A 24958-nucleotide genomic window follows, 5' to 3' on the forward strand; every position below is an offset into this window, starting at 1 on the left:
TCAAAACTTAGTTACGCATAGTTTTGAAATTCATAGTAGATATTCCTGATAAATATAAGGTCAAAACTCTACAGAAATCGTTCCCAACACAGTCAACGGCGCACCGGGATAGATGATATTTCTTGACTGAGCATTTTCATAGTACTTCTCATCAAAGAGATTCTTGATATTGATGGCAGCCTTCCAGTTGTTGTGTTTGTAATAAAGTGCTGCATCGGTTCGGAAGTAGCTGGGTAACACAACACTATTCTCAAAATCGCCCTGTCTATCTCCCACATAATATAGTCCCAATCCAAACCCCAAACCTTGTAGCTTTCCTTTTGGGATTTCATAGGTTGTCCATAGACTGGCAGCATTCTTCGGAACGTTGTACAACCGATTCCCAACTGCAAATAGATTGTCTCTGGTGATTTCAGCATCCGTATAACCATAAGAACCAATAATTTTCAAACCTGACAGAATTTCGCCAGCAACATTGAGTTCAATACCTTGGCTGCGTTGTTCACCTACCTGAATGGAGAAATTAGGATTATTGGGATCAGGCGTGAGAACATTCGACTTTGTAATGTGGTAAGCAGCCAGTGTTGCCGACACTTTATTACTCAAATCGGCTTTGACTCCTACTTCGTACTGTGTACCTCGTTCAGGATCGAATGTAGAACCATCGACGGAAGTGCCAATGTTAAGAACGAAAGAACGGCTGTAGCTGGCGTAAAGCGAGATTGGTGGGATAGGTTGGTAGACAAGACCAACCCGAGGACTGAAGGCATGGTCAGATTGACTGATATTATCTCCAGTGAGTGTATTTTTATTTTCCTGTCCAGTAAAATCGAAGCGTCCTCCCACTAGCAGCTTCAAATTGTCCAGTAGGGTAATCTGATCTTGAAGATAAAGCCCTAAACTATTTGTGTTGAATTGGGTATTGAAGCCAATTGGAAGACCAGTAGGAATAGCAGTGTTGTAATCTGGATTGAAGATGTCAATTGGTGGTAATTCAGCAGACCTGACTATGTATGGGCCAGTATTTCGGTTCAACTCCAACCCGATGAGGGATTGATGATTAATTGACCCAGTTGCAAACTTTCCTGTGACCTCAGTTTGAAGGTTGTAGTTATCAGTTGGGAATCTATCATTAGTAAAATCCCGCTCCAGGAATCGGTTGTCTGTCAATGGCGAATCCGATGGATTTGCATAGCGATCGCCTGCCTTAATGGAGGTAATGAATAGGGCATTGCGAAGCTGCCAATTATCGCTAAACCGATGTTCTAATGTGTAACCACCTTTGTAAAGTGTAGTATGTTGGTACGCTTGAGGGAAGCCTAAGAACCTACTAATTGGAATTGGGGCTGGTCTATTGCCAAGCGCAGGGATACCTCGATCAAAAACAGCATCAAGGTTGAGATACTCAAAATCAAAGTTTAGCTTTGTGTTAGCACTAATTTTCCAAGTTAGAGATGGCGCGATGAAGATACGTTCAGAGTCAACAAAGTCACGAAAACTCCCGGCGTTTTGGTAAGCAACATTTAAGCGATACAACAAGGTTTTGTCCGAATTCAACGGACCAGAAAAGTCTAACGTTGGTCGATAAAAATCGTAACTTCCAGCAGTAAACTCAGCCGCGTAATAAGGTTCACTTAACGGCTGCTTCGTAATCAGGTTGATAATTCCACCTGGTGCCCCCTGACCAAAAAGCACTGAGGCTGGTCCCTTGAGTACTTCTACGCGTTCCACGTTCGCTAGGTCTACTGGAGTGACGCTATAGTTATCAAGGGATCCATTTCTAAAATATCCTCGCTGCTCGAAACCGCGAATGATAAATTGACTAAGTGCCGCGCCTCCAAAGTTAGTTGATTGAGTAATGCCCAGGTTTTCAAGTGCATCCTGTAACCGCTCTGCCCTTTGATCTTCTAACACTTGTCGCGGCACAATCTGAATGGAAGCGGGAATGTCACGTAGTGGAGTATCAGTTTTGGTTGCAGTTGAACTATCTGTGGCCCGATACCCATCTTGTTCTCCTGTCACCACTAACTCAATCGGCTGATCACTCGAAGCTGATGGTTGAGTTGGTTGTGTCTGATTCTCTGGCTGACTAGTTTGGGTTGGTTGTGTTTGCGGTTGCTGCGGTGATGGCGTGGCAGATAAAGCACTGGCAACAGAGAAAATTATACCCTCATCTGGACTATCAAACAATTCCACAACTGGCTGACTGACCTGGCCTGTGACTGTTACCCTGATAGTATTGGCATCAAAGTTTGTCACCGTGATTTTGCTAACACCCGCTATTGGTTTATCTGAGCGAAAACTAAAGGCATCGCCCGACGGAAGGCGCAGTTGGGCATTTGGAATATCAGCGATAAAATTATTGCCCGAAGTGCGATTTACTAGCTGCAACTGTTGTCCCTTAGATGTCTGTAAAATTACCTCCACACCTTTATTCGTGGGGTTTACTTTGACTGCTGTCACTTGCACAATTTCTGATGCGGGTGTTGGCGACTGCACTAATAAGGTTTGAGCGCTAGTCAAAACTGGTTGTATCTCACTTAATTGCCTAATCCTGCTATTTTCATGAGTTATTGGCAATTTTATCTGGCGTAAGCTACGAATTTTGAGGTTGTTTGTCAGATTGTCGCTACGACTAATTTGCTGTGCTGATACAGTCTGTCCAAAAAACACCGACACCAAAATAGCCGCCAACAATGGCAGTTGCAAATTCCACATATTTTCCTCACACCAAGATAAATTGAGCAGACGTTAGCAACAGAGCAAATATTTTTGCTCGTTAGTCGAGAACTTTTATCAAATTGCTCTTGGTAATACAATACAGGATTTCAGTGAAAAAAAATGGCTCCAAAATGGAATTTTTTTGCGCCATAACTGAAGTTTTTGGCGTTGCTGAGATTGAGTCAGCAGTAGTTGAGCAATTTCAGTTGTTAATACCAAGTTGCCACTTGTGAAGATTAGAAACAGTGCGATCGCCTATTTGCCTGCCGTAGGCTAATACAACAAGACAAATTTTAAATATTTTATACAGGTTCTCAGTTCAAACTAAAGGCGATCGCTTTAATCATTGGTGCAGTCAAAACTTAGGACTGACGCATTGCCCTTGAGCCGCCATTGAAGAAGTGCATAGCGAGAGCATCCCTTCAACGTATGGTGTCTAGGTATAAGTTGTCAACTCAAAACTCCCAAGAAATTCTTCCCTCGACCGTGGTCGGACTACCAGGAACCACTTTTGTAATTTGACCGCCAGTCGTTTCAAAATAATCGATATTAAACAGATTTCTGATATTGAGCTGCACTTGAAGTTGATCGCGCTTGTAGAAAAGAGCTGCATCCGTTCGGAGATAATCAGGCAGTTGGAAACTAAAACTATCATATAAATCTCCCTCTCGCTCTCCCACGTAGAACAAGCCCAATCCTACTCCAAAGCCTTTCAAGCCACCCCTTTGAAATTCATAGGTTGTCCAGAGATTGATGGCATTTTCCGGGGTTGCAAACAGCCGACTCCCAACCCGAAAGGTGTTGTCTTTGGTGATGCGGGCATCGGTGTAGGCATAGCCCGCATAGATATTCCATCCCGGCAAAATTTCGCCATCGAGATTCAATTCAATGCCTCGACTGCGTTGCTCACCCGTTAGAATCGAAAAACGGTCATCGTTGGGATCGGTTGTCAATACGTTGGAGCGTTCCAGGTCATAAAAAGCCAAGGTAGTTGAGAGCGTTGGACTCAAATCAGCTTTCACACCGACTTCGTACTGTCTGCCGTGTTCTGGATCAAACGGACGGTTATCGCGTGCCCTACCGAAGTTTGGCGTGAATGAGCGAGTATAGCTACCATACAGCGAAATAGCTGGAATCGGCTGGTAGACAATCCCCACACGCGGGCTGAACGCATCCCCTCCTTGGGAGGATTCCTGAAATTGATTATCGTTATCCAAGCTGCCATTCTTCTGTGTAAACAGATCGAACCGCCCACCCAACAGCAGCTTTAAATTCTTGGCAATAGTAACCTGGTCTTGAAGATAGGCACCCAGTGAATCAGTCAAGGAAGACAGCCTGTTTCTTGAGTAGAGAGGCTCCCGTGGCGGCTGGCCATACACGGGATTGTAGACGTCAAGCAGTGCTGCTGATCCGGAAAAACTCTGATATGGACCCTCACTTCGGTTGAGATCGACTCCAAACAGTAGCTGATGTTGAATCGAACCCGTTGAGATTTTGCCGATCAGATTGGTGATCAGGTTGTAGCTATTAGTAGAACCACTTTCAGTAAAGTAATTGCGATCAAGGGTACGGTTATCGTCTAGAAAGTCGTTGCTTGCGCCCCGAAAATCATTGAAACTTGAAAATGATGCTTGAAAGTAATTGCGGAGCGACCAGTTGTCACTGAACTGATGCTCCAGATCGTAACCAATGCTGCCAACTCTACCTTCAGTATAATAATTTGGCTCACCGGTGTTCCGGTTAATGGGGATTTTGCCATTAGGGTTGGGCAGCACTGTGCCAAAGGCAGGTAAGCCGAGAGTAAAGCCATCGTCACGCGTATCCCTATATTCCCCCTCTATCGTTAACTTGGTTCTTGCCCCAAACACCAAACTGATGACCGGAGCAATGGAATAGTTCTTGATGTTCAGGAAATCGACAAAACTACCCGTATTTTGGTAGGCGGCATTCAACCGATACAACACCGTTTTGGAGTCGTTTAACGGTCCTGACAAATCGATGGCACCACGATAGGTATCGTAGTTACCAAATGTGGCATCAACTGTATAGAACGGTTCACTTAAAGGTTTTTTGGTAATTATGTTAATGGTGGCACCAGGACTCCCCACGCCAAACAGCACGGAAGCAGGACCCTTAAGCACGTCAAGGCGTTCCACGTTGGCGAGATCGGCGGCATAAGCAGCATTGGGATCAGCCAAACCATTTCTGAGATAATTACCGCTGAACCCTCGAAGCACAAAGGAGTTGTCGTGGAAGCCAGGAAGATTGGCCAAAGACGCTCCACTCACGTTTCTGAGGGCATCTTGAAAGCTGGTCACTTGTTGGTCGCGCAAGACTTGTTGCGGGATGACCTGCACGGATTGGGGAACATCACGTAGAGGCGTATCAGTTCTGGTGGCAGTTGATGAATCTGTGACGCGATAATTATCTTGCTCACCCGTAACCACTAACTCAATCGGCTCATCACCACTAGCTGATGGTTGAGTTGGTTGTGTCTGATTTAGAGGCTGACTGGTTTGGGGTGGTTGTGTTTGCGGTTGCTGCTGTGATGGCGTGGCAGATGCAGCACTTGCAACAGAGAAAATTATTCCCTCATCTAGACTATCAAACAACTCCACAACTGGCTGACTCACTTGGCCTGTGACTGTTACCCTGATAGTATTGGCATCAAAGTTTGTCACCGTGATTTTGCTAACACCCGCTATTGGTTTGTCTGAGCGAAAAGTAAAGGCATCACCTGACGGGAGGCGCAATTGGGCATTCGGAATATCAGCGATAAAGTTATTGCCAAAGGAGCGATTTACTAGCTGCAACTGTTGCCCCTTAGAAGTTTGTAAAATCAACTCCACACCTTTAAGAGTGGGGTTTGCTTTGACTTGGGTAACTTGGACAATTTCTGATGTGGGTGTTGGCGATTGCACTAATAACATGCGAGCGCTAGTAGAAACTGATTCTAGCTCACTTAGTTGCCTAATCTTCCTATTTGCATGAGTTATTGGTAATTTTATCTGGTGGTTATCTGTCAGATTCTGGCTAAGACTCATTTCCTGTGCTAATACAGTCTGTGTAAAAAACACCGACATTAAAGTAGCCGCCAACAATGGCAGTTGCAAATTCCACATCTTTTCTTCACACCAAAATAAGTTCAGCAGGCGTTAGTAACAGAGCAAAAATATTTGCTCGTTAGTCAAGAAGATTTCTCAACTTGCTCTTGCTAGTACATTACAGGATTTCAGTCAAAAAAATGGCTCCTAAACGGAATTTTTTTGCGCCCTAATTGAAATTTTTTACATAGGCTGAGATTTAATTAGCAATGGTTCAGTACAAGAAAGCTTCCTTACTCTGTGCTTTGAGAATTTTTGGCGATCGCTTCTATGATACAATTGAGAAATAGTAGCAATAGTTTTATTACCAAGGAGTTTCCAGATGAAGTTGGGCATCCAGCCAGAAAACATCTTGGATGCGATCGCGCTCCAGAGCCGAAGAGAACTGCAACCTTTTCTATTAGGTATGCTGGGCATGGGAGTGAGCCAAGTTTTGGTCACTGCCATACGGTTAAATGTGTTTGATGCTCTGCAAGAAAATCCTAGAACAGCAGCCCAATTAGCAACAGCGATGAACTGCGATCCTCACGGAATGCAGGTATTGTTAGAAAGTCTAGATGGTTTCGGTTTTTTAAAACGGCAAGGTCAGCAATACCAACTTACCCAAGATTCTGCTCGATGGCTGACAAAATCGGGTGGACTCATTCATGACTTTCTGCGGTTAGGTGGTGATATTAGTCAGCAATTGGTGTTGTTGGAGAAGGATATTCGCACTGGTGAAGTTCCCAATTTTCACTTTAATCCTCAATCCGCTACTTGTTTTGCAAATTACTACGAAATGCTCAAAAGCAGTGGACAGCAAACTGCCTCAAATGTACTCAAATGGGCAAAGCTGAATCCACCACCAAAGCGGTTGTTAGATGTGGCGGGTGGGCCTGCCGAATACAGTATTGCCTTTTGCCAGAAATATCCTGACCTCAAAGCAGATATCCTCGATTTACCCAATGCTGTCGAAGCAGGTTTACCCCAAATTGAACAGGCAGGGTTAAGCTCACGCATCCAATATATTGAAGGTAATTTACTCGATACTGATTGGGGCAACAATTATGATGTTGTGTTTCTCTCTAATATCCTTCATTGCCTCACAGCCGAGCAGTGTGAAATAGCTCTTAGCAAAGCATTTCAAGCATTGCGAGTCGGCGGAACTGTACTTATCAACGACCTGTTTCATCCCGGCGAGCAAGGAAAACTCTCCTCACCTATGAGCTTGTTCTCTCTAATCTACTACGTTACCTGTGGCGGACGTATCTGGCCACAACCGACGATTTTAGATTGGCTGACACAGTTAGGATTTCATCAGATTCGCACAGGTAAGTATCGATTGGCTTTGTTGGTATCAGCTGAGAAATTAAGTGCTGAATGCTAACTAACCATTAGACACATCCTTTATCTGTTACAAGTGTTTACAAATCTAATTCCTGCATTTGATATGCTTTGGGATTTATGCCATATTTTTTTTTAAATGCAGCAGCAAAACGACTGCGGTTTGCATAACCAACTATTTGAGCAATTTGTTCAATTTTCATTTGTCCTGACAGCAGTAATTGCCTGGCTTGTTCCATGCGATAACTGTGTAAGAAACCAAACACTGTAGTCCCAAAAATTTGACGAAACCCGCGTTTTAGAGTGTATTCGTTAATACCCACTTGTCGAGCCAGATCGATTAATGAAGGTGGATTACCGATATTCCTTAGTAAAATGTCTCTGGCGTGATGGATGCGATCAATTTCTTGAAGCCGTAACAGCTTTTCTGTTGGCGCTGCTACTTGATCTGCTAGCTTAAGGGAAACCAATTCTAGCGCTTTGCTCTCCAGATACATTTTGCGTGTTAGTCCCTGATAAGGACAATGAACAATCTGCTGGAGGGCTATTTGTTTGGCTGGGGTAATTAGGCTAGGACGTAGATTAAAATATTCTGGTACACCTGCGATCGCTTTTTCCAAATCTTGCGGTAGTGGTTCTCCATAACTTTCGATCAACGTCCTGAGCGTTTCTGGTTTAATTATCAAACTTACCCAACTCAGATTACCTGCTCCATCAACGTTGTTATTCGACTGTGGATACACACCACCAAAAATATAGTCTTCTCCTGACTTTTTTGGTTGTCCATCACAATCTTGCCCTGATCCAGCTAAAATAAATCCAAATTCTAAACTGTTTTGGTGATGAGGATGAGTAATCCACCGTATTGACTGCGGCAAATAGGTTTCAAGAATTTCGATGAGAATGCCTTCACGCAGCGGTATCCAGCGATAATAGCCTGAACCGAGTTCTTGAGGATACCGACAAAGATGATCTTCTGGATGGATTGAATCGATTAGGAGTTGTGGATTTGCTGCTTTCCTCAAATCCCAAAAATCATATATCGTGATGTTAATTGTCATCGTGTATTGTACTATGCAATCGCCATTGTTTAGATATATTACATCTATGCAATGGCTCCGCCCGTCGCAGGCATCACACCACGAACTGTATGTTTATTGCCTTTGGTTGCTGTTGCGCGAATCCAAAATCACGGATTTTAAATATTTTTACAAAGCTTCTTGCTTGAAACTTTCAAGCGATCGCTTTAATCATTGGTGAAGTCAAAACTTAGGACTGACGCTTTGCCATTGAGCCGCCATTAAAGGGGTGCATAGCGAGAGCATCCCTTTAATGTATGGTTTCTAATTAATGTATGGTTTCTAGGCATAAGTCGTGAACTCAAAACTCCCAAGAAATTCTTCCCTCGACCATCAACGGACTACCGGGATACACACGTGAAATATCTGCAACCGTTTCAAAATAATCAATATTAAACAGATTGCGGAAATTAAGCTGTGCCCCGAACTGTCCACCCTTGTAGAATAGAGCCGCATCAGTACGAAAATAAGATGGCACTTGGAAACTATTCTGTAAATCTCCCTCCCGCTCTCCGACGTAGAACAATCCCAATCCAACTCCAAAGCCTTTCAAGCCGCCCCGTTGAAATTCATAGGTTGTCCACAGGTTAACGGCATTCTCAGGTGTACTGTACAGCAGATTCCCAGGACGATAAGTGTTATCTCTGGTGATGCGGGCATCGGTGTAAGCATAGCCTGCATAGATATTCCATCCTGGTAAAATTTGCCCGGAGATGTTCAATTCAATGCCTCGACTGCGCTGCTCACCGGTCTGAATTGAATAATTTGGATGGTTTGGATCGTCGGTCAAAACGTTGGAGCGTACCAGATCGTAATAAGCGAGGGTGGCAGAGAGACTTTGACTCAAATCTGCTTTCACACCAACTTCGTACTGTCTGCCCCGCTCTGGGTCAAACAAGCTGTTATCAAAGGACCTGCCACTGTTCGGAGTGAATGAGCGACTATAACTGCCATAAAGCGAAATGGTCTTGCTCGGTTGGTAGACAATGCCAGCACGAGGACTAAACACATCTCCTCCTTGAGATTGTGAAGTATGAGCAAGCACATCTGCATTCGTCTGTGTAAAAAGATCAAACCGTCCGCCCAGTAGTAACTTTAAATTCTCGGCAATATTGACTTGATCTTGAATGTAGACACCAAGTTGATCGGTTAAGCTAGTATTAGAAAGCAAATTATTGGGATCATTGTTTGGTACAGGAATCAGTGGTGGCAGACCATATACAGGCTTGTAAATGTCAAACGGTGCCGCTTCTCCAAAATCACTGACATTTAGTGGGACTTCACTGCGACTGAGATCGACTCCAAAAAGTAACTGATGTTTCACAGAACCAGTTGAGAACTTGCCAATCAGATTGGTTGTTAGGTTGTAGCTATAGTCATCAAAAGTTTCACTCAAAAGAAAGCGATCTAGGGAACGGTTATCGGCGAGAAGCTCAGTGCCCACATATCGAAGACCATCACTACTCACGTAGGAGAATCGAAACGCGTTGCGGAGCGACCAGTCGTCGCTAAATTGATGGTCCAGATTGTAAGCAAGGCTGCCAATCCTGAACTGTCTATAGTAATTAGGCTCACCAGTACTTCGGTTGATGGGGATTTTACCATTTGGGTTGGGAAGCACCGTACCTAACGCTGGTAGACCCAAGCTAAACCCATCGACACGCGAATCCGTGTATTGTGCGTCTAAAGTTAACTTTGTTCTTTTCCCAATCATCAAACTTACCACTGGGGCAATCGAATAACTTTTGGTGTTCAGGAAATCCACGAAGCTACCATCAGATTGGTAAAAGGCATTCAGACGATATAACACTGTTTTGGACTCGTTTAACGGTCCAGATAAATCTATCGCACCACGGTAATTGCTGTAGTTACCAACTGTAGTATTCACCTCAAAGAAAGGATCTCTAAGGGGTTTTTTTGTAATCAAGTTGATTGTGGCCCCTGGAGTACCCAGACCAAACAGTACTGAAGCCGGACCCTTAAGAATTTCCACTCGCTCAATATTAGCCAGATCAACTGATTGAGCGCCTTGGGCATCAAACAAACCATCTCTAAGATAATTACCAGGTCCAGAGAGGAAACCCCTCAGGGCAAATTGGTTTGTTTGAAAGCCGGGAGAACTTGTAATATTTGCTCCACTCACGTTTCTAAGGGCATCTTGAATCGTGGTCGCTTGTTGATCTCGCAAGACTTGTTGCGGGATGACCTGAATCGATTGCGGAATGTCGCGTAGAGGAGTGTCAGTTCTGGTAGCAGTTGATCCATCTGTGGCACGGTAATTATCTTGTTCGCCAGTCACCACCAACTCAATCGGTTCATCACCACTAGCTGATGGTTGAGTTGGCTGTGTCTGACTTGGCGGCTGACTAGTTTGGGGTGATTGTGTTTGCAGTTGCTGCTGTGATGGCGTGGCAGATAAAGCACTGGCAACAGAGAAAATTATCCCCTCATCTGGACTATCAAACAACTCCACAACTGGCTGACTCAGTTGACCTGTGACTGTTACCCTGATAGTATTGGCATCAAAGTTAGTCACCGTGATTTGGCTAACACCCGCTATTGGTTTATCCGAGCGAAACGTAAACGCATCGCCCGATGCTAGGCGTAGTTGGGCATTGGGAATATCAGTGATAAAATTATTGCCCGAAGAGCGATTTACTAGCTGCAACTGTTGGCCCTTAGATGTCTGTAAAATTACCTCCACACCTTTATTGGTGGGGTTTGCTTTGACTGCTGTCACTTGCACAATTTCTGATGCGGGTGTTGGCGACTGCACTAATAACATGCGAGCGCTAGTCAAAACGGGTTCTAGCTCACTTAATTGCCTAATCTTCTTATTTGCATTAGTTATTGGCAATTTTATCTCGTGTAAGCTCCGATTTTCTTGGTTTTTAGCCAGATTCTGACTACGACTAATTTCCTGTGCTACTACAATCCGTGCAAAAAATACCGACACTAAAGTAGCCGCCAACAATGGCAGTTGCAAATTCCACATATTTCCTCATACCAAGATAAAGAGAGCAGGCGTTAGCAACAGAGCAAATATTTTTGCTCGTTAGTCGAGAAAGCTTCTCAAATTCCTCTTGGTAATACAATACAGGATTTCTGTGAAAAAAATGACCCGAAAACGGAATTTTTTTGCACGATAATTGAAGTTTTTAAGTAGATTAATCTAGTAATAGTGTCTAAATATTCTTTTGCATTTGATACACTTTAGGATTTACACCGTATTTCTTTTTAAATGCAGTAGCAAAATGACTGCGGTTTGCATAACCAACTATTTGAGCAATTTGTTCAATTTTTATTTGCCCTGATAGCATTAATTGCCTGGCTTGTTCCATGCGATAACTGTGTAAGAAACCAAACACTGTAGTCCCAAAAATTTGACGAAACCCGCGTTTTAGAGTGTATTCGTTAATACCCACTTGTCGAGCCAGATCGATTAATGAAGGTGGATTACCGATATTCCTTAGTAAAATGTCTCTGGCGTGATGGATGCGATCAATTTCTTGAAGCCGTAACAGCTTTTCTGTTGGCGCTGCTACTTGATCTGCTAGCTTAAGGGAAACCAATTCTAGCGCTTTGCTCTCCAGATACATTTTGCGTGTTAGTCCCTGATAAGGACAATGAACAATCTGCTGGAGGGCTATTTGTTTGGCTGGGGTAATTAGGCTAGGACGTAGATTAAAATATTCTGGTACACCTGCGATCGCTTTTTCCAAATCTTGCGGTAGTGGTTCTCCATAACTTTCGATCAACGTCCTGAGCGTTTCTGGTTTAATTATCAAACTTACCCAACTCAGATTACCTGCTCCATCAACGTTGTTATTCGACTGTGGATACACACCACCAAAAATATAGTCTTCTCCTGACTTTTTTGGTTGTCCATCACAATCTTGCCCTGATCCAGCTAAAATAAATCCAAATTCTAAACTGTTTTGGTGATGAGGATGAGTAATCCACCGTATTGACTGCGGCAAATAGGTTTCAAGAATTTCGATGAGAATGCCTTCACGCAGCGGTATCCAGCGATAATAGCCTGAACCGAGTTCTTTAGGATATCGACAAAGATAATCTTCTTGATGGATTGAATCGATGATGGGTTCTGGATTTGCTGCTTTCCTCAAATCCCAAAAATCATAAACCGTGATGTTAATTGTCATCGTGTGTGTACTATGCGATGGCGTACTCGCCTGCCGTAGGCGATCGCCGTTGTTTAGATATATTACATCTGTGCGTAGGCGTAGCCCGTCGTAGACATCGCTATCTTCATACTTGCATTAAGTTGAAAAATTACCAGAATAATTGAATTTGTACAGGACTTACGCACAGATAACGGAAAATCGAACCACAGAGTACGCAGTGGGCACGGATAAATAAGAGTTTCAGAGAATTTTTGCGTAAGTCCTATTGTAAAAAAAACAAGGTGCAGAATTTGAGAAAAAGACTGAACTAGTGCTGAACGCGGCTAAACCAATATTATCGCCGCTGTTTATTGAATTCGGGCAGTCGTTTATTGAATTCGGGCAACCACCAAGAATTCACGAAAAGTAATTTATTGCTAATTTCTCCAAGCTCATGTTGAAGTTATACGGCGTACTGAGCAAAAATTTCAGGTTTTACCCAAACGTTGGGTAGTAGAAAGAACATTTGGGTGGCTTAACCAGTACCGTTGTCTTAGTAAGGATTATGAACGTCTCCCTGAAATGAGTGAAACTGCCATATATGCTGTTATGACTAGAATTATGCTACGTCGTCTTGTAGTCTAAAGATTTACTTTATAAATGGTCTCTCACTACAACTTCATCTCCTGCAAGCAAATATACCTCATTCGCACGAAATAGATGCTTACGAAAAAATAACCGAAACAACGTCGCCCAAGGTATTACTGTATGAAAAAATCTCACCATCGTCCGATAACTACCACCAACGCCTGCCCAACGAGAGATTTCTAACATGGTTACTCGGCCGCTCATTCCTAACATAGCCAGGATTATCTGGTTCAATTGCCGCATCGTTGTAGCGTTTATCTGCGGTAAAAGGCATTGTAGCAATGATAAGATATCGAGCATGGGCTGTTCGTAGGTTTTGAGTTGTCGTTGTGAGAAACAATAACTCTACTACGGCAGCCCTATTTCTTCATACTCTTTTTTTGGCAAAGGTATTGAGTTCATTCATACTGTTTAACTCACAATGCTCTTTGATCTACAACAGCTTGTCGGGTGTGAGTGGTAAATTTCTGATCCGCTTACCCGTTGCATTGAAAACCGCATTCGCGATCGCGGCTGTAACACCAACAATGCCGATCTCGCCAGCGCCACGCGCCCCAATCGGAGAAATGTGCGGATCGGGCTGATTGATAAACTGCACATCAATTTCGGGAACGTCAGTCTGCACTGGAACGTGATAATCGGCAAAGGTTCGCTGCACCGGATTTGCCCAACGCGGGTCATAGACACTTTCCTCCATCAATGCCGCGCCGATGCCAAAAATCACGCCACCGATTATTTGCGATCGCGCCGTCTTTTCGTTCATGATCCGCCCCACATCTTGAACACTTGTAAACCGCCTGATGCGAACGATGCCGAGGCTTTCATCTACCCAAACTTCCGCGAACAACGCTCCAAAAGAATGAAACGAATATTTTTTCTCATCTTTGTTTTCCTCGGAAGCAATCGGCGCGATCGTACACGACCCGCTTGGACGCATATCGCTAGCAGGAGCCGTCGTCGCGCAGGCTTCGATCATGGTTCTGCGATTACGTCGCATAATGTCGATGTAGGAGTCTGATTGAGAAGTGTCGCTCCGGAGAACGAACTTTGCGTTGGCAAAAGCGATCTCTTCTGGCTTTTTACCGTGCAGTTTCGAGTTTGCATCCATGATGCATTTGGCGCGTCAGGACAAGCTTGACCGGGCGCTTGACGACTTGCGCTGCCATGACTGCTAAAAAATGGTGTGTCCAAGGACTCACTTTACCTCCGAAACCACCGCCGACAAACGGTGAGATGACACGCACGTTTTCTGGTTTGAGGTTAAAAAAATAAGCGATCGCGGCACGTTCCCGCATTACGCCTTGGGTCGTGTCGTGAATGGTTAGCTTGTCCGCACCCTCCCACATCGCCACGATTGCGTGCGGTTCCATTGGATTGTGAACCTCAGTTGAAGTTCGATAAGTTTGTTCTATATGACGTGGTGCTGATTGAAGCAGCAAAGCAGCTTTATTAGCATTGAGTTGGGCTGGTGTTGCTCCGTAAGCCTTCTTTTCCGGGCGGAAGCCATGTAATAATTCAGTTGACAAATCAATTTTCGGTTCGTCTGCGGCGTAGGTGATTTTAATCAGCGCAACGGCGTGGCGTGCCTGCTCATAAGTTTCGGCGACCACACAGGCGACGAATTGCCCAAAATAATGGACTTGATTGTCTTGCAGCGGCACTAAATCTTCGCCCAAAGCTGCCTCGACTTTCATCAGTTCCTCACGGTTGAACGCCTTGAGGCGCGGCGCGTTTTCGGGCGTTAAGACGGCAATAACGCCACCGCTTTTTTTGGCTGCCTCCGCATCAATATGAGTCACTGTTCCACTAGCAATTGCGGAACGCACCGGAAAAGCGTAAGCCATATTTGCTTGGTTAAATTCGGCGGCATATTTCGCCGCACCCGTAACTTTTGCGCGTCCGTCGATACGATCAATGGGTTTACCCGTAACTGCCATTTCCTCTCCCTCTAGATTAAAAGCTTGTCTGGCGTAATCGGTAAGTCTCTGATGCGCTTACCCGTTGCGTGATAGATGGCGTTGGCGATCGCACCCGCAGCTCCCGCAATGCTAATTTCACCTGCGCCTTTGACTCCGATCGGATTGGTGTGCGAATCCATTCCATCAACAAAAGAAACGTCTATTTCAGGAATGTCCGCATTCACAGGCACATGATAATCTGCTAAATTTGCCGTCACGATTCGTCCCAACCGTGAGTCTGTCACCATTTCTTCGGTCAACGCCATGCCGATGCCCCAAACAATTCCGCCGATCATTTGACTTTGCGCTGTTTTCAGGTTAAGAACGTGCCCGATATCGAAAACGCCACACCATCGCGCCACGCGCACCCGCCCTAATCTTGGATCAACGTGAACCTCGGCAAAGTTTGCACCGAAAGAATGGGTTGAGAATTTTTCGGTGTTTGGGGTAGCTTCGGCACTCGCTTCGATGAATGGCAAGTTGTGCCGTTTCATAATGGCAGCGTAAGACTCGCGTCTACCTGATTGCTTGAGGAAAACTCGCCCATCGGCAGCGTCAACGTCCGACTCCTTAGCGCCGAACAAGGGCGATCGTGCATCTGCGATCGCGAGTTGGGCGACTTGGCGCTGTGCAGCAAGGCAAGCCAAATGCACGGCTGAACCGACGCTGGCTGCTGTCATGGAACCGCCCGAATTTGGGGCTTCTGGGAAACGGGTATCGCCTAATTGAAACCGCACTTTCTCGGTTTTGATTTTAAGCGCGTCCGCTGCAACTTGCGTCGCGATCGTATAAGTGCCCGTGCCGATGTCCTGAGTGCCGCTTTGCACGATCGCGCTGCCATCTGGCGCAAGGCGTACCACTGCCGATGCTTTGAGCCAAACTGCCGGACGAGTTGCCGTTGCCATTCCCATGCCAACCAGCAGCCCTTGGTTGTGCATTGAACCGACTTCTGGATTACGATCGTGCCATCGGAACCGCGCTGCACCTTGGCGATAACACTCCAGCAGAGACTTACTCGACCACGGTAGATTGCGATCCGCATCGAAATCGACATGATTGCGAATCCGTAATTCAAGCGGATCAATGTTCAGCTTGTAAGCCAGTTCGTCTACTGCTGACTCCAGCGCAAATAAACCGGGTGCTTCGCCAGGCCCACGCATTTGTCCAGGTGTACCAGTGTCGAGGCGAACGAGACGATGCGAGGTTGCCACATTTAAACAGCGATACAGTATTCGTGTTGGAACCGCAGCCCCTTCGATAAACTCATCAAAGCTCGAAATCTGGTTAGTTGTGTCGTGTTTGATCGCGGTCAGATCTCCGTTCTGGGTTGCCCCGATCGCGATGTGCTGTAATGTTTGTGGGCGAAAGCCGACAGGCGCAAACATTTGTCGTCGCTCCAGTACCAGTTTGACTGGGCGGTCGATCATTCGCGCTGCCATCGCCGTTAAAACAACGTGTGACCACACCGAACCTTTGCAGCCAAAACCACCTCCCAGAAACGCGGACTGGACATGAACATTCGCGATCGGCAACCCTAATGCCTCAGCGACTCGATGCCGTGCCTGAAAAACGCCTTGGGTTGCATCATACAGCGTTAATCGATCGTCTTGCCAAACCGCGACTGTCGTGTGCGGCTCCATTGGATTATGCACTTCGTTTGGTGTGGTGTAAGTTTCAGCAATCTTCACAGCAGCCCGATCGAGTGCTTCAGTGACGTTGCCGCGACTTGAATCTGCTGGCTGTTCACGCGGCAACTTTTTCGACGGTGGAATTGCTTGTGCAATGTTTTCGGCAAGTTTGACGTTCGGAGTTTCTGATGCGTAGGTCACTTTAACGAGCTTTGCGGCTTGCGTCGCGTTTTCTAGCGTGTCAGCGACCACAACTCCGATCGGTTGATTGCTGTAAAGCACCCGATCGTCTTGCAGTAAAGTCAAGCTGCGATCGGTGCCCATGCCGCTCGATTTGCCGATCGCTTTTGGGGCGTTCAGATGCGTCATCACGGCAACTACGCCCGGAGTGGCTTCAGCAGTTTTCGTGTCGATTTGTTGAATTCGTCCTTTGGCAATCTTGGCAGTGATCAGAACGCCGTGCAGAACATTCGCGATCGGTACGTCGGTTGAGTAACAGGCTGTGCCAGTCACTTTCGCTACCCCGTCCACGCGGCTTATATCTTTTCCAGTTGAGTTCGCCACTCCGTTTCGCTCCCTTGTTAAGCTGGGTTGCCATTGATCGCAATTTGCAGGGCACGAACAATGCCACGTCGTGCGAGTTCGACTTTAAACTTGTTGTATTCGAGCGGTTTTGCATTCTTGATTTCCGCCGCCGCCGCCGTTTGAAGATTCGCCTCGGTTGCTGATTTGCCGACAATCGCTTTTTCCGCTTCGAGTGCCCGCCACGGTTTATGTGCCACCCCTCCCAGCGCGATTCGTACTTGTTTGACACGATCGCCCTCTGTTTCCAGCGCGACGGCAACCGAAACCAACGCGAACGCATAGCTGGTTCTGTCTCGCACTTTCAAGTAGTGGGAGTGGTTGGCAAAATTGTTTTTCGGCAGTTCGATCGCGGCGATCAATTCACCATGTTCGAGCGTGTTATCCTGTTCGGGATGGTTTCCGGGCAAGCGGTGATAGTCGGCAAACAAAATTGAACGCTCTGTGCCGTCTTTGCGTTGAACTTTTACCACTGCATCGAGCGCAGCAAGTGCGATCGCCATATCAGACGGATAAGTCGCCACGCAGTGTTCTGACCAGCCAAAAATGGCGTGGTTGCGGTTAATTCCTTCCAATGCGCCACAGCCCGAATTTGGCTCACGTTTGTTGCAGGGCATTGCGGTGTCATAAAAATACGGGCAGCGCGTTCGTTGATTTAAGTTACCGCCGTTGGTTGCCATATTCCGAATTTGTCCCGACGCGCCCGCTAAGATAGCTTGCGTCAACAGCGGGTAGTTTTGCCGAACGAGCGGATGATTTGCAGTATCACTATTTTTAGCTAAAGCACCGATCGAGAGAATACCATTGGCAACGGTTCTGATTTGCGTCAAATTCAAGCGCGTGATGTCTACCAATTCATCAGGACGCGCCACATCTTCCTTCATCAAATCGACTAAGTTTGTGCCACCCGCTAAGAATTGAGAATTGGCATTCGCCGAAACGGTTTGGACAGCTGCGCCTGCATTATTTACACTTGTATAGTTAAACGGTCTCATCGCTCATACCGCCTCATGGATTTTCACAGGCGCTTTTGCCGCTTCAAAAATTACTTGGTTGTTTTCGCCCATAAACTGCCAAGTCTGCGCCCGTTCCGTGTGGACTTCCTGGATCGCCGCCACAATGTTCGGATACGCTCCGCACCGACAGATGTTGCCGCTCATCCGTTCCCTGATCTCATCGTCAGAGAGTTGCACCGATCGCGGAGTTTGTCTAACATCCTGCGTTACGTAACTCGCCTCGCCGTTTTTGGCTTCATCTAGCATTGCGATCGCAGAGCAAATTTGACCGGGTGTGCAGTAGCCGCACTGAAAGCCGTCATGTTTAATAAATGCTGCCTGCATTGAGTGCAGATCGTTGCCTCGCGCCAAGCCTTCGATCGTCGTCACCGTTTTGCCTTGGCACGTCGCTGCGAAGGTGAGACAAGACAACACGCGCCGCCCATCAACGATCACCGTACAAGAACCACACTGCCCATGATCGCAGCCTTTTTTCGTGCCTGTTAGTCCAAGATGTTCGCGCAGTGTATCGAGTAACGTCACACGCGGCTCAAGCGTGAGGGAATGAGCGGCACCATTGATATTGAATACCAAGTTCATACCATTAGCTCTGGATGAGACTGGTGATGGTTGCAAAATGGGTTGGGCGATTGATCGCTTCACCCAGTTTCCGATGGTTGTCATTACGGTACCGATTATCATCAGTTGACCGAAGCGGCGGCGTTTTAGCCTAATTCTCATGCGTATTCTCCATGAATGAATTGAGGAACTTGAAAGCAGTGAAACGGTCAACGTGTCGTGATCGAGCTTCTCTACTTCTATGTTCTATGTGCCAGGAAGAGGGTTTGGTCAGGTCGTCGCGAACGCTGCCTTAGCATCGATTTGCTGTTGACAATCCTCTACTCATTTGCCCTCAAACACTTTCTTAGCGATAGCGATCGCAGACATGGCACTAGGCCAACCCGAGTAGAAAGCCAAGTGGGTAATTAGCTCGATGAGTTCTTCTTCTTTCACGCCGTTCTCGATCGCTTTGGTGAGGTGGAAAGGCAGTTGTTCACTAGCTTTCAGAACGATTAGCGTGGTCACGGTCGCGAGACTGCGATCGCGCTTTGACAGACCGGGTCGCTCCCAGATTTGTCCGTAGAGGATGTTGTCTGTGAGATCCACAAGCGCGGGTGACAAGTCGCCGATGATCTGTTGTGCAGCGGTTGGTGTTGGTTGTTCTGAAGGCATATCTGGCTCCCGTTACAAGTGCGACTTTGTTCGTGATTGCGTTCATTTCAATCATGTGGTTCCATTCGTCAATCTTCAACACGTCCAGCCTGGAGAGCGGCATCAAGCCTGCATTGTTAATCATCACATTCAGGCGACCAAACTGATCCTTAGCAAACTTCACAAACGCTTGCATGGCTTCGAGGCTGGTCACGTCAAGGGTGTAATAGACTGCTGAACCTCCTTGAGCCTGGATTTTGGAGATGATCGCTTCGAGGCGATCAGTACGCCGTGCTCCCAGTACGACCTTTGCCACATGTTGAGCAAGTAATTTTGCACTAGCTTTCCCAATACCGCTACTAGCTCCCGTGATGGCAATGACTTGATTTTCTATATTTAACATGATGACTTTCCTGCTTGCTAAAGCGGGTTTAGCTTAGAAGAATCTACTGCTTGGGTTCTATCGCTTGGTAGTGGTAGGTGTTGCTGAAATACTTATAAATTTTCCCCACGGCTTACTTATATCTTGAAGCGGTTTGACACTACTAATTTGCCTCCGGAAACCCGTTAGACAGTGTCAGTTCTCGAAACTTTGCCGCCTGACGCGGTGACAAGACTGCTAAAAGCTTTGTCCATCAAGCTTTGAATCTATTTGACCTCTGAAAAGATACACCTTATTGACAGCCTTATTGACAATTAAATAGTGATCGCTTTTTATCAATACCCCATTCTCTGGTCAAATGTGCCAGTTTTATGGCATAACAGCCAGACAATCTTTTTGAAGGTAATTACGCCAAAAAGCTTGCTATATCTAGTTTACCGGACGCTTGTCACCCCTTGAGCTTTGCCGCCTTGTCCACACGCGCTGTTTCAGTCTGTTTCACAAAAGTCTCCGCAGCTTTGCCAAGAATTAGTCGTTTCGGAACGTCGTTTGTCGTCGCCAACTCGATGACTCGTTTGAGGTTGACGTTTACGTTCATGCAACCACTTTGTCTTGTTCACGTGCAAGTTTTTCAGCGATCGCATCTCTTACCCAGGTGCTGAGATATTGATTAGTGTGCTGTGAATCCACCATCAACCACTAAAGGCTGTCCCGTGATGTAACTGGCAGCATCAGAACATAGAAAAACAACCGCTTGAGCAATTTCTGCTGCTTGACCTTTTCGCCCCATTGGAACTTCCGATAAATCATTCACCGAGCCGCTATCAAGCCGATCGAGCATCTCAGTATCGGTCATTCCAGGATTGACCGCATTGATCCGAATCCCCTGTTTGGCATAATCGAGTGCAGCCGATCGCGTCAGTCCCATCACGGCATGTTTACTGGCATGGTAGGGAGAGATGCCTGGAAATCCAATTAATCCCCCAATTGACGAAGTATTGACGATCGCACCTGCCCCTTGAGTAAGCATCTGTTGGATTTCATATTTCATGCACAGAAATAGTCCCCGCACGTTGATCGCCATGACTTTGTCAAAGTCCTCGAGCGATTGTTCGTGCAGTGGTTTAACAGGTGGATCGATCCCCGCATTGTTAAACGCACAATCGAGTTTGCCATAGGTCGCGATCGTTGTCTGCACCAAGGCTTTGACATCTGCTTCACTGGATACATCTGAGCGCACAAACTTGCACTCCGCCCCAGTATCGCGAACGAGAGCCGCAGTTTCCTCGCCTTCCGGATCGCGCCGACCTGAGAACACCACTTTTGCACCAGCTGCTCCCATCGCCATCGCGGTTGCTCGACCAATGCCTGATGTTCCTCCCGTAATTAAAACGACTTTTTCTCTAAGGCTCTTATGTTCTAACATTCTCTGCTTTCCCCTGTATTCGCTCTGTATGCACCATCCAAGACTCGCCTAACCATTAACCCTTGCCAGATCAGACGCGGTATAGCGTAACCCGGATACCGGATGGCTATTGATGAAGTCCTCGATCTTTCGCAAGTCTTCCGACGACAGATGCAGCGATGCCGCCGCTAGATTCTCTTCAAGGTACTTCGGACGCTTCGTGCCCGGAATCGGCACAATATCCTCGCCCTGATGTAACAACCACGCGATCGCCACTTGTCCCGGTGTAGCATTGTGTCCCTGTGCAATCTGCCGCACAAACTCCGCCAGCTTCATATTGTTGTCGAAGTTGCTGCCCTGAAACCGAGGATCGCTTTTCGCTCGCCAATCATGGGTTGGCTGTTCCTCTGCTCGCTTCGCTGTACCTGTTAAAAATCCCCGACCAAGCGGGCTATAAGGCACGAAACCAATCCCCAGTTCGCGTAGCGCTGGTAGGAGCGTCGGCTCCACACCCCGTTCCCACAGTGAATACTCGCTTTGCAACGCTGAGATAGGCTGGATTGCGTGTGCCAGCTTGATCGTATCAACTCTGGCTTCAGACAGACCGAAATAGCAAACCTTGCCTGCTTGAATCAGTTCCTTGAGCGTTCCTGCAACTTCCTCGATCGGCACTTCTGGATCAACTCGGTGTTGATACAGCAGATCGATATGATCAGTCTGCAACCGCTGCAACGAAGCATCAACGACTTGCTTGATGTGGTCAGGACGACTGTTGAGTCCAGAGCGACTATTGCCTTGGATTGCCCAGCCAAATTTGGTTGCAATCTTAACTTGATCGCGGCGACCTTTCAGAGCACGACCCAACAGCTCCTCGTTGGTGAAGGGACCGTAGACCTCAGCCGTGTCGAGGAACGTGCAGCCAAGTTCGATCGCCCGATGAATGGTAGCAATCGACTCCTGATCATCGGGAGTGCCATAAGACTGACTCATCCCCATGCAGCCAAGACCAATCTCCGAAACCTCTAAACCCTCTTTTCCAAGTTTTCGTGTTTGTAACATTAGATTCTCCTTTCTTCAGTTGTTGAATTTACCGAGTCAGTTGCGATACGTCACGATCCCATTGACTCTTTTTTGTCAACGCCAAAGTGGTACTTCTACCGAGTTCTTGACTCACTCCCGTTACCACAGCGATTTTTGATGTGTCGTTCATTATTGCCTTGTTCTTTCACAATTTCTGCACGAGTTCATCATAGAGTCGAGAAGCCTTCCTCCAAATACATAAACCTGCCAGATTATTGCCTAATCCTGCCAAAATCGGTATTGGCAGGAAAGAAAGATTTATAATCAGCGTATGAGAATGGTCGATTCACTTACGAACTCAGCATGAGGAGCAAACTACTGCATCCTGATATAGTCAACGATGTGTGTCAAGAACTAGCGGCATTACTGACCAGGCACACCAAAGGCAAAGGGAACGGTGCTCATCCAACAGCAATCAATCAATTGGACTTTGCACGCTCTGATTTGTCTGGGGCGATCCCTAGTATTTATGAACCCAGGCTCTGCATCGTCGTTCAAGGCAAGAAAGCAGCGTTGCTGGGTGAGGAAACATATCAGTATGGTATGGCTCAATATCTGGTTGTCTCAGTTGATTTACCGATTAATGCATATGTTATTGAGGCGACACCAGACAAGCCGTATCTAGCGCTCAAGCTGAGTTTAGACCTAGTCCAACTCTGCGATGTGATTGCCCAAGCCGGAATGGGTACGCATAAAAAAGAAAACTCTGTTAGAGGTTTGTTCGTCAGTGACGCTAATGTACCATTGCTCGATTGTGCGATCAGATTGGCACGGCTTTTAAATACACCGCAGGACATCCCTTTTCTCGCGCCGATGATTATCCGCGAAACCTATTACCGCTTGTTAACGGGCGAACAAGGCGAAGCTATCCGCCAGATTGCTACGTCCGGCAGCAATATGCAGCGGATCGCTGAGGTGATAAAGATGATCAAGGCTGATTTTACACAGCCGATGCGGGTTGAAGATCTGGCAGAGCAAGCCAGTATGTCTCCTTCATCGTTCCATCGCCATTTCAAAGAAGTGACATCAATGAGTCCGTTGCAATATCAAAAGCAATTAAGACTATTGGCAGCGCGTCACTTGATGCTTGCCGAAAACTTCGATGCGGTCGATGCTGCATATCAGGTGGGTTACGAAAGTCCCTCACAGTTCAGCCGCGAATATGCCCGCATGTTTGGTGCGCCGCCGGTTAAGGATATTGGACGTTTACGTACAACCTGAGCCTAGTAGTCTGGCAAGTCAACAATGCTTGGTGAGACAGGTGGATATAAACGTCCCATTTTCTTACGTGCATCAATAGTTTTAAAGCGCCAATTTACACTAGCTTTTAGAGAATTGCGATCGCTTTCTCAAACAGCGATTTCTTGAGTTAATGCTCACCGTTCGCGTAATAGAATTTGACTAAGAGGAATTATCCACAAGACTGCTATAAATATTGGGTGAAAGACCAAGTAAACTAATAATTTCTTGCTGTAGAGGGTTTAAAGGAGGAACATAACCAAAACGCTCACCTCGAACTTCAATAATTGTCAAAGTGAGATTAGAAAAAGCACGTAACAACCGTTCAGCTTGTGGAGTTAAAGCCATCAACTTCTGTTGTGCATTATGAAGTCGCGTCTCCAACCCCTGAGAGGCTATTTATAAAGTAAATCTAAAGATGGCTGGAGCAGAGAAATGGCAAAGATAAAATACTTTTAAAGCAGTGTAAATACTTAGAAAGTAATGGCGCGAAAGGTTTATTTTACTGATCTTAGTGATTTAGAATGGGAAATTCTCGCTCCTTTAATTCCACCACCTAAATCTGGAGGACATCCTCTCCCAAGGGGAGACGCTCCGCGAACGCACAACTAATATGCAAGAAGTATGCAACGCCATCTACTACCACTTGAAAACGGGATGTCAATGGGATATGCTTCCAGGGGATTTTCCACCAAGCTCAACGGTATACAGCTACTACCGCAAATGGCAGCGCAAGGGTTTGGGAAAAATTAAACCATACACTGCGTGGCCAAGTTCGCTCAAAATTAGGTAAATCAACACAACCAACTGCCTTAGCAAATCTCGCCGTAGGCATCGCCGCAGACACTCAGTCGGTAAAAACGACTGAAAAAAGGCAGCCAGTGCGTTGGGGAGCCACTGCGTTGGACGGGTTTCCCGGCTTAAAGCAAGTGGCGTCGGCTCTGCCGACTTGTACCCTTACAGGGAAGCAAGCTAGCAAGAGCGTCTTTGACAGGAGAAGCAACTGGCGTGGGATATGTACGGCTTTGATGGAGCTAAAAAGGTAAAAGGGAGAAAGAGGCAAACTTTGGTTGATAGTCTGGGACTGTTACTAAAAGTCGTTGTTAGTGAAGCAAATGCTCCGGAACGAGTACTTGCTGCCTATGCTTTGATGGAACTTTTAGAAGAGCGCCCAGAATTATTAGAAAAACCCTAACTCTTGACAACAGCACAACTCAATGTACTGATATCTCACGCAGAATTTATGACAGGCGATGCCTGTGCGTTACACGATCAACCTGCGATCAACAAAATTAACGGTCGCTTTCTAGCGAAAACATCTAAATCGGCAGTCTTTGATGTTTGCTTTTTGGTTGGCTGCTAGAGAAGTACAATTGTAGTTAGCGGGACTTAAACAAAAGTAAAAGACAAAAAAAGGTATAATGCTCAACCAGATTAACTTTCACGTTGTAAAAGGCTGATGAAAGAAACGACCCCCG

The 24958-nt window shown here is 46.2% G+C and carries 23 protein-coding genes and 4 pseudogenes; 9 read left to right on the forward strand and 18 right to left on the reverse strand.

Translation table 11 applies throughout. The annotated features are described in order from the left end of the window. Positions 1-60 precede the first annotated feature (60 nt). The gene (locus tag V7L29_RS11995; RefSeq protein WP_334735595.1) at positions 61-2718 is read right to left on the reverse strand and encodes a TonB-dependent siderophore receptor; all 2658 of its coding nucleotides are present in this window, start codon (positions 2716-2718) and stop codon (positions 61-63) included. A gap of 458 nt (positions 2719-3176) precedes the next feature. Beyond that, on the reverse strand, positions 3177-5843 hold the full coding sequence (locus tag V7L29_RS12000; protein WP_334735596.1) for a TonB-dependent siderophore receptor: 2667 nt from the start codon (positions 5841-5843) through the stop codon (positions 3177-3179). A 304-nt stretch (positions 5844-6147) separates the two neighbouring features. Between V7L29_RS12000 and V7L29_RS12005 the strand changes: the two genes are divergently transcribed. Further along, positions 6148-7191: a methyltransferase gene (locus tag V7L29_RS12005; RefSeq protein ID WP_334690940.1), complete on the forward strand. Its 1044-nt coding sequence runs from the start codon at positions 6148-6150 to the stop codon at positions 7189-7191. 37 nt (positions 7192-7228) lie between these two features. Here the strand turns inward: V7L29_RS12005 and V7L29_RS12010 are convergent, their stop codons facing one another. The 3 genes from V7L29_RS12010 to V7L29_RS12020 all read right to left on the reverse strand — a co-directional run bounded on the left by V7L29_RS12010 (position 7229) and on the right by V7L29_RS12020 (position 12390). Then, positions 7229-8209: a helix-turn-helix transcriptional regulator gene (locus tag V7L29_RS12010; RefSeq protein WP_334735597.1), complete on the reverse strand. Its 981-nt coding sequence runs from the start codon at positions 8207-8209 to the stop codon at positions 7229-7231. 319 nt (positions 8210-8528) lie between these two features. Next, entirely contained in the window at positions 8529-11222 is a 2694-nt protein-coding gene (locus V7L29_RS12015) for a TonB-dependent siderophore receptor (RefSeq protein ID WP_334735598.1), read from the reverse strand. A 190-nt stretch (positions 11223-11412) separates the two neighbouring features. After that, positions 11413-12390 (reverse strand): helix-turn-helix transcriptional regulator, encoded by a 978-nt coding sequence (locus V7L29_RS12020; RefSeq protein WP_334735599.1) that lies wholly within the window; start codon positions 12388-12390, stop codon positions 11413-11415. A 17-nt stretch (positions 12391-12407) separates the two neighbouring features. Here V7L29_RS12020 and V7L29_RS12025 point away from each other — a divergent pair, with 17 nt between their 5' ends. Both V7L29_RS12025 and V7L29_RS12030 read left to right on the forward strand, forming a co-directional pair. Continuing rightward, positions 12408-12536 (forward strand): hypothetical protein, encoded by a 129-nt coding sequence (locus V7L29_RS12025; RefSeq protein ID WP_334735600.1) that lies wholly within the window; start codon positions 12408-12410, stop codon positions 12534-12536. Between the two features lie 259 nt (positions 12537-12795). Continuing rightward, positions 12796-12996, forward strand: a pseudogene (locus tag V7L29_RS12030) (transposase); the annotation flags it as partial. 24 nt (positions 12997-13020) lie between these two features. On the opposite strand, the pseudogene V7L29_RS12035 reads toward V7L29_RS12030, so the two are convergent. The 7 genes and pseudogenes from V7L29_RS12035 to V7L29_RS12065 all read right to left on the reverse strand — a co-directional run. Next, positions 13021-13299 (reverse strand): annotated as a pseudogene (locus tag V7L29_RS12035) (transposase); the annotation flags it as partial. A gap of 133 nt (positions 13300-13432) precedes the next feature. Further along, positions 13433-14107 (reverse strand): xanthine dehydrogenase family protein molybdopterin-binding subunit, encoded by a 675-nt coding sequence (locus tag V7L29_RS12040; protein ID WP_334735601.1) that lies wholly within the window; start codon positions 14105-14107, stop codon positions 13433-13435. Beyond that, positions 14079-14936, reverse strand: coding sequence for a xanthine dehydrogenase family protein molybdopterin-binding subunit (locus V7L29_RS12045; RefSeq protein WP_334735602.1), 858 nt, complete (start codon positions 14934-14936; stop codon positions 14079-14081). Before V7L29_RS12045 ends, V7L29_RS12040 begins: the two co-directional genes overlap by 29 nt. Before the next feature lie 11 nt (positions 14937-14947). Further along, the gene (locus V7L29_RS12050) at positions 14948-17062 is read right to left on the reverse strand and encodes a xanthine dehydrogenase family protein molybdopterin-binding subunit (RefSeq protein ID WP_334690955.1); all 2115 of its coding nucleotides are present in this window, start codon (positions 17060-17062) and stop codon (positions 14948-14950) included. After that, entirely contained in the window at positions 16980-17183 is a 204-nt protein-coding gene (locus V7L29_RS12055) for a hypothetical protein (protein ID WP_334690957.1), read from the reverse strand. The genes V7L29_RS12050 and V7L29_RS12055 overlap by 83 nt, the downstream gene beginning before the upstream one ends. Then, the gene (locus V7L29_RS12060; RefSeq protein ID WP_334735603.1) at positions 17167-18162 is read right to left on the reverse strand and encodes an FAD binding domain-containing protein; all 996 of its coding nucleotides are present in this window, start codon (positions 18160-18162) and stop codon (positions 17167-17169) included. The genes V7L29_RS12055 and V7L29_RS12060 overlap by 17 nt, the downstream gene beginning before the upstream one ends. A 3-nt stretch (positions 18163-18165) precedes the next feature. Then, entirely contained in the window at positions 18166-18762 is a 597-nt protein-coding gene (locus tag V7L29_RS12065; protein WP_334690956.1) for a 2Fe-2S iron-sulfur cluster-binding protein, read from the reverse strand. Here V7L29_RS12065 and V7L29_RS12070 point away from each other — a divergent pair. Beyond that, a complete protein-coding gene (locus V7L29_RS12070; RefSeq protein WP_334690958.1) occupies positions 18746-18871 on the forward strand; it encodes a hypothetical protein in 126 nt (41 codons plus the stop codon). The two genes, V7L29_RS12065 and V7L29_RS12070, sit on opposite strands and share 17 nt — an antisense overlap. A gap of 194 nt (positions 18872-19065) precedes the next feature. Here the strand turns inward: V7L29_RS12070 and V7L29_RS12075 are convergent, their stop codons facing one another. From V7L29_RS12075 to V7L29_RS12095, 5 genes are all read right to left on the reverse strand, one after another. After that, positions 19066-19329 (reverse strand): carboxymuconolactone decarboxylase family protein, encoded by a 264-nt coding sequence (locus V7L29_RS12075; RefSeq protein WP_334735604.1) that lies wholly within the window; start codon positions 19327-19329, stop codon positions 19066-19068. Beyond that, a complete protein-coding gene (locus V7L29_RS12080; RefSeq protein WP_334735605.1) occupies positions 19220-19777 on the reverse strand; it encodes an SDR family oxidoreductase in 558 nt (185 codons plus the stop codon). Before V7L29_RS12080 ends, V7L29_RS12075 begins: the two co-directional genes overlap by 110 nt. Before the next feature lie 649 nt (positions 19778-20426). Next, on the reverse strand, positions 20427-21182 hold the full coding sequence (locus V7L29_RS12085) for an SDR family oxidoreductase (RefSeq protein ID WP_334735606.1): 756 nt from the start codon (positions 21180-21182) through the stop codon (positions 20427-20429). 48 nt (positions 21183-21230) lie between these two features. Beyond that, complete coding sequence (locus V7L29_RS12090; RefSeq protein WP_334690950.1) at positions 21231-22220, reverse strand: aldo/keto reductase; 990 nt, start codon at positions 22218-22220, stop codon at positions 21231-21233. A 28-nt stretch (positions 22221-22248) separates the two neighbouring features. Then, a complete protein-coding gene (locus V7L29_RS12095; RefSeq protein WP_334735607.1) occupies positions 22249-22371 on the reverse strand; it encodes a hypothetical protein in 123 nt (40 codons plus the stop codon). A 173-nt stretch (positions 22372-22544) separates the two neighbouring features. Here V7L29_RS12095 and V7L29_RS12100 point away from each other — a divergent pair, with 173 nt between their 5' ends. Both V7L29_RS12100 and V7L29_RS12105 read left to right on the forward strand, forming a co-directional pair. Further along, positions 22545-23462: an AraC family transcriptional regulator gene (locus V7L29_RS12100; RefSeq protein WP_334735608.1), complete on the forward strand. Its 918-nt coding sequence runs from the start codon at positions 22545-22547 to the stop codon at positions 23460-23462. Between the two features lie 24 nt (positions 23463-23486). Then, on the forward strand, positions 23487-23609 hold the full coding sequence (locus V7L29_RS12105; protein WP_334690953.1) for a hypothetical protein: 123 nt from the start codon (positions 23487-23489) through the stop codon (positions 23607-23609). Between the two features lie 33 nt (positions 23610-23642). Here the strand turns inward: V7L29_RS12105 and V7L29_RS12110 are convergent, their stop codons facing one another. Continuing rightward, the gene (locus V7L29_RS12110; protein WP_334735609.1) at positions 23643-23828 is read right to left on the reverse strand and encodes a hypothetical protein; all 186 of its coding nucleotides are present in this window, start codon (positions 23826-23828) and stop codon (positions 23643-23645) included. A 135-nt stretch (positions 23829-23963) separates the two neighbouring features. On the opposite strand from V7L29_RS12110, the pseudogene V7L29_RS12115 reads away from it, so the two are divergent. From V7L29_RS12115 to V7L29_RS12125, 3 genes and pseudogenes are all read left to right on the forward strand, one after another. Then, positions 23964-24352 (forward strand): annotated as a pseudogene (locus V7L29_RS12115) (transposase); the annotation flags it as partial. A 135-nt stretch (positions 24353-24487) separates the two neighbouring features. Further along, positions 24488-24669, forward strand: a pseudogene (locus tag V7L29_RS12120) (IS5/IS1182 family transposase); the annotation flags it as partial. A gap of 9 nt (positions 24670-24678) precedes the next feature. After that, complete coding sequence (locus tag V7L29_RS12125; RefSeq protein WP_334690954.1) at positions 24679-24843, forward strand: hypothetical protein; 165 nt, start codon at positions 24679-24681, stop codon at positions 24841-24843. Positions 24844-24958: the final 115 nt, after the last annotated feature.

The sequence above is a fragment of the Nostoc sp. genome (assembly GCF_036916575.1).
GTDB lineage: Bacteria > Cyanobacteriota > Cyanobacteriia > Cyanobacteriales > Nostocaceae > Nostoc.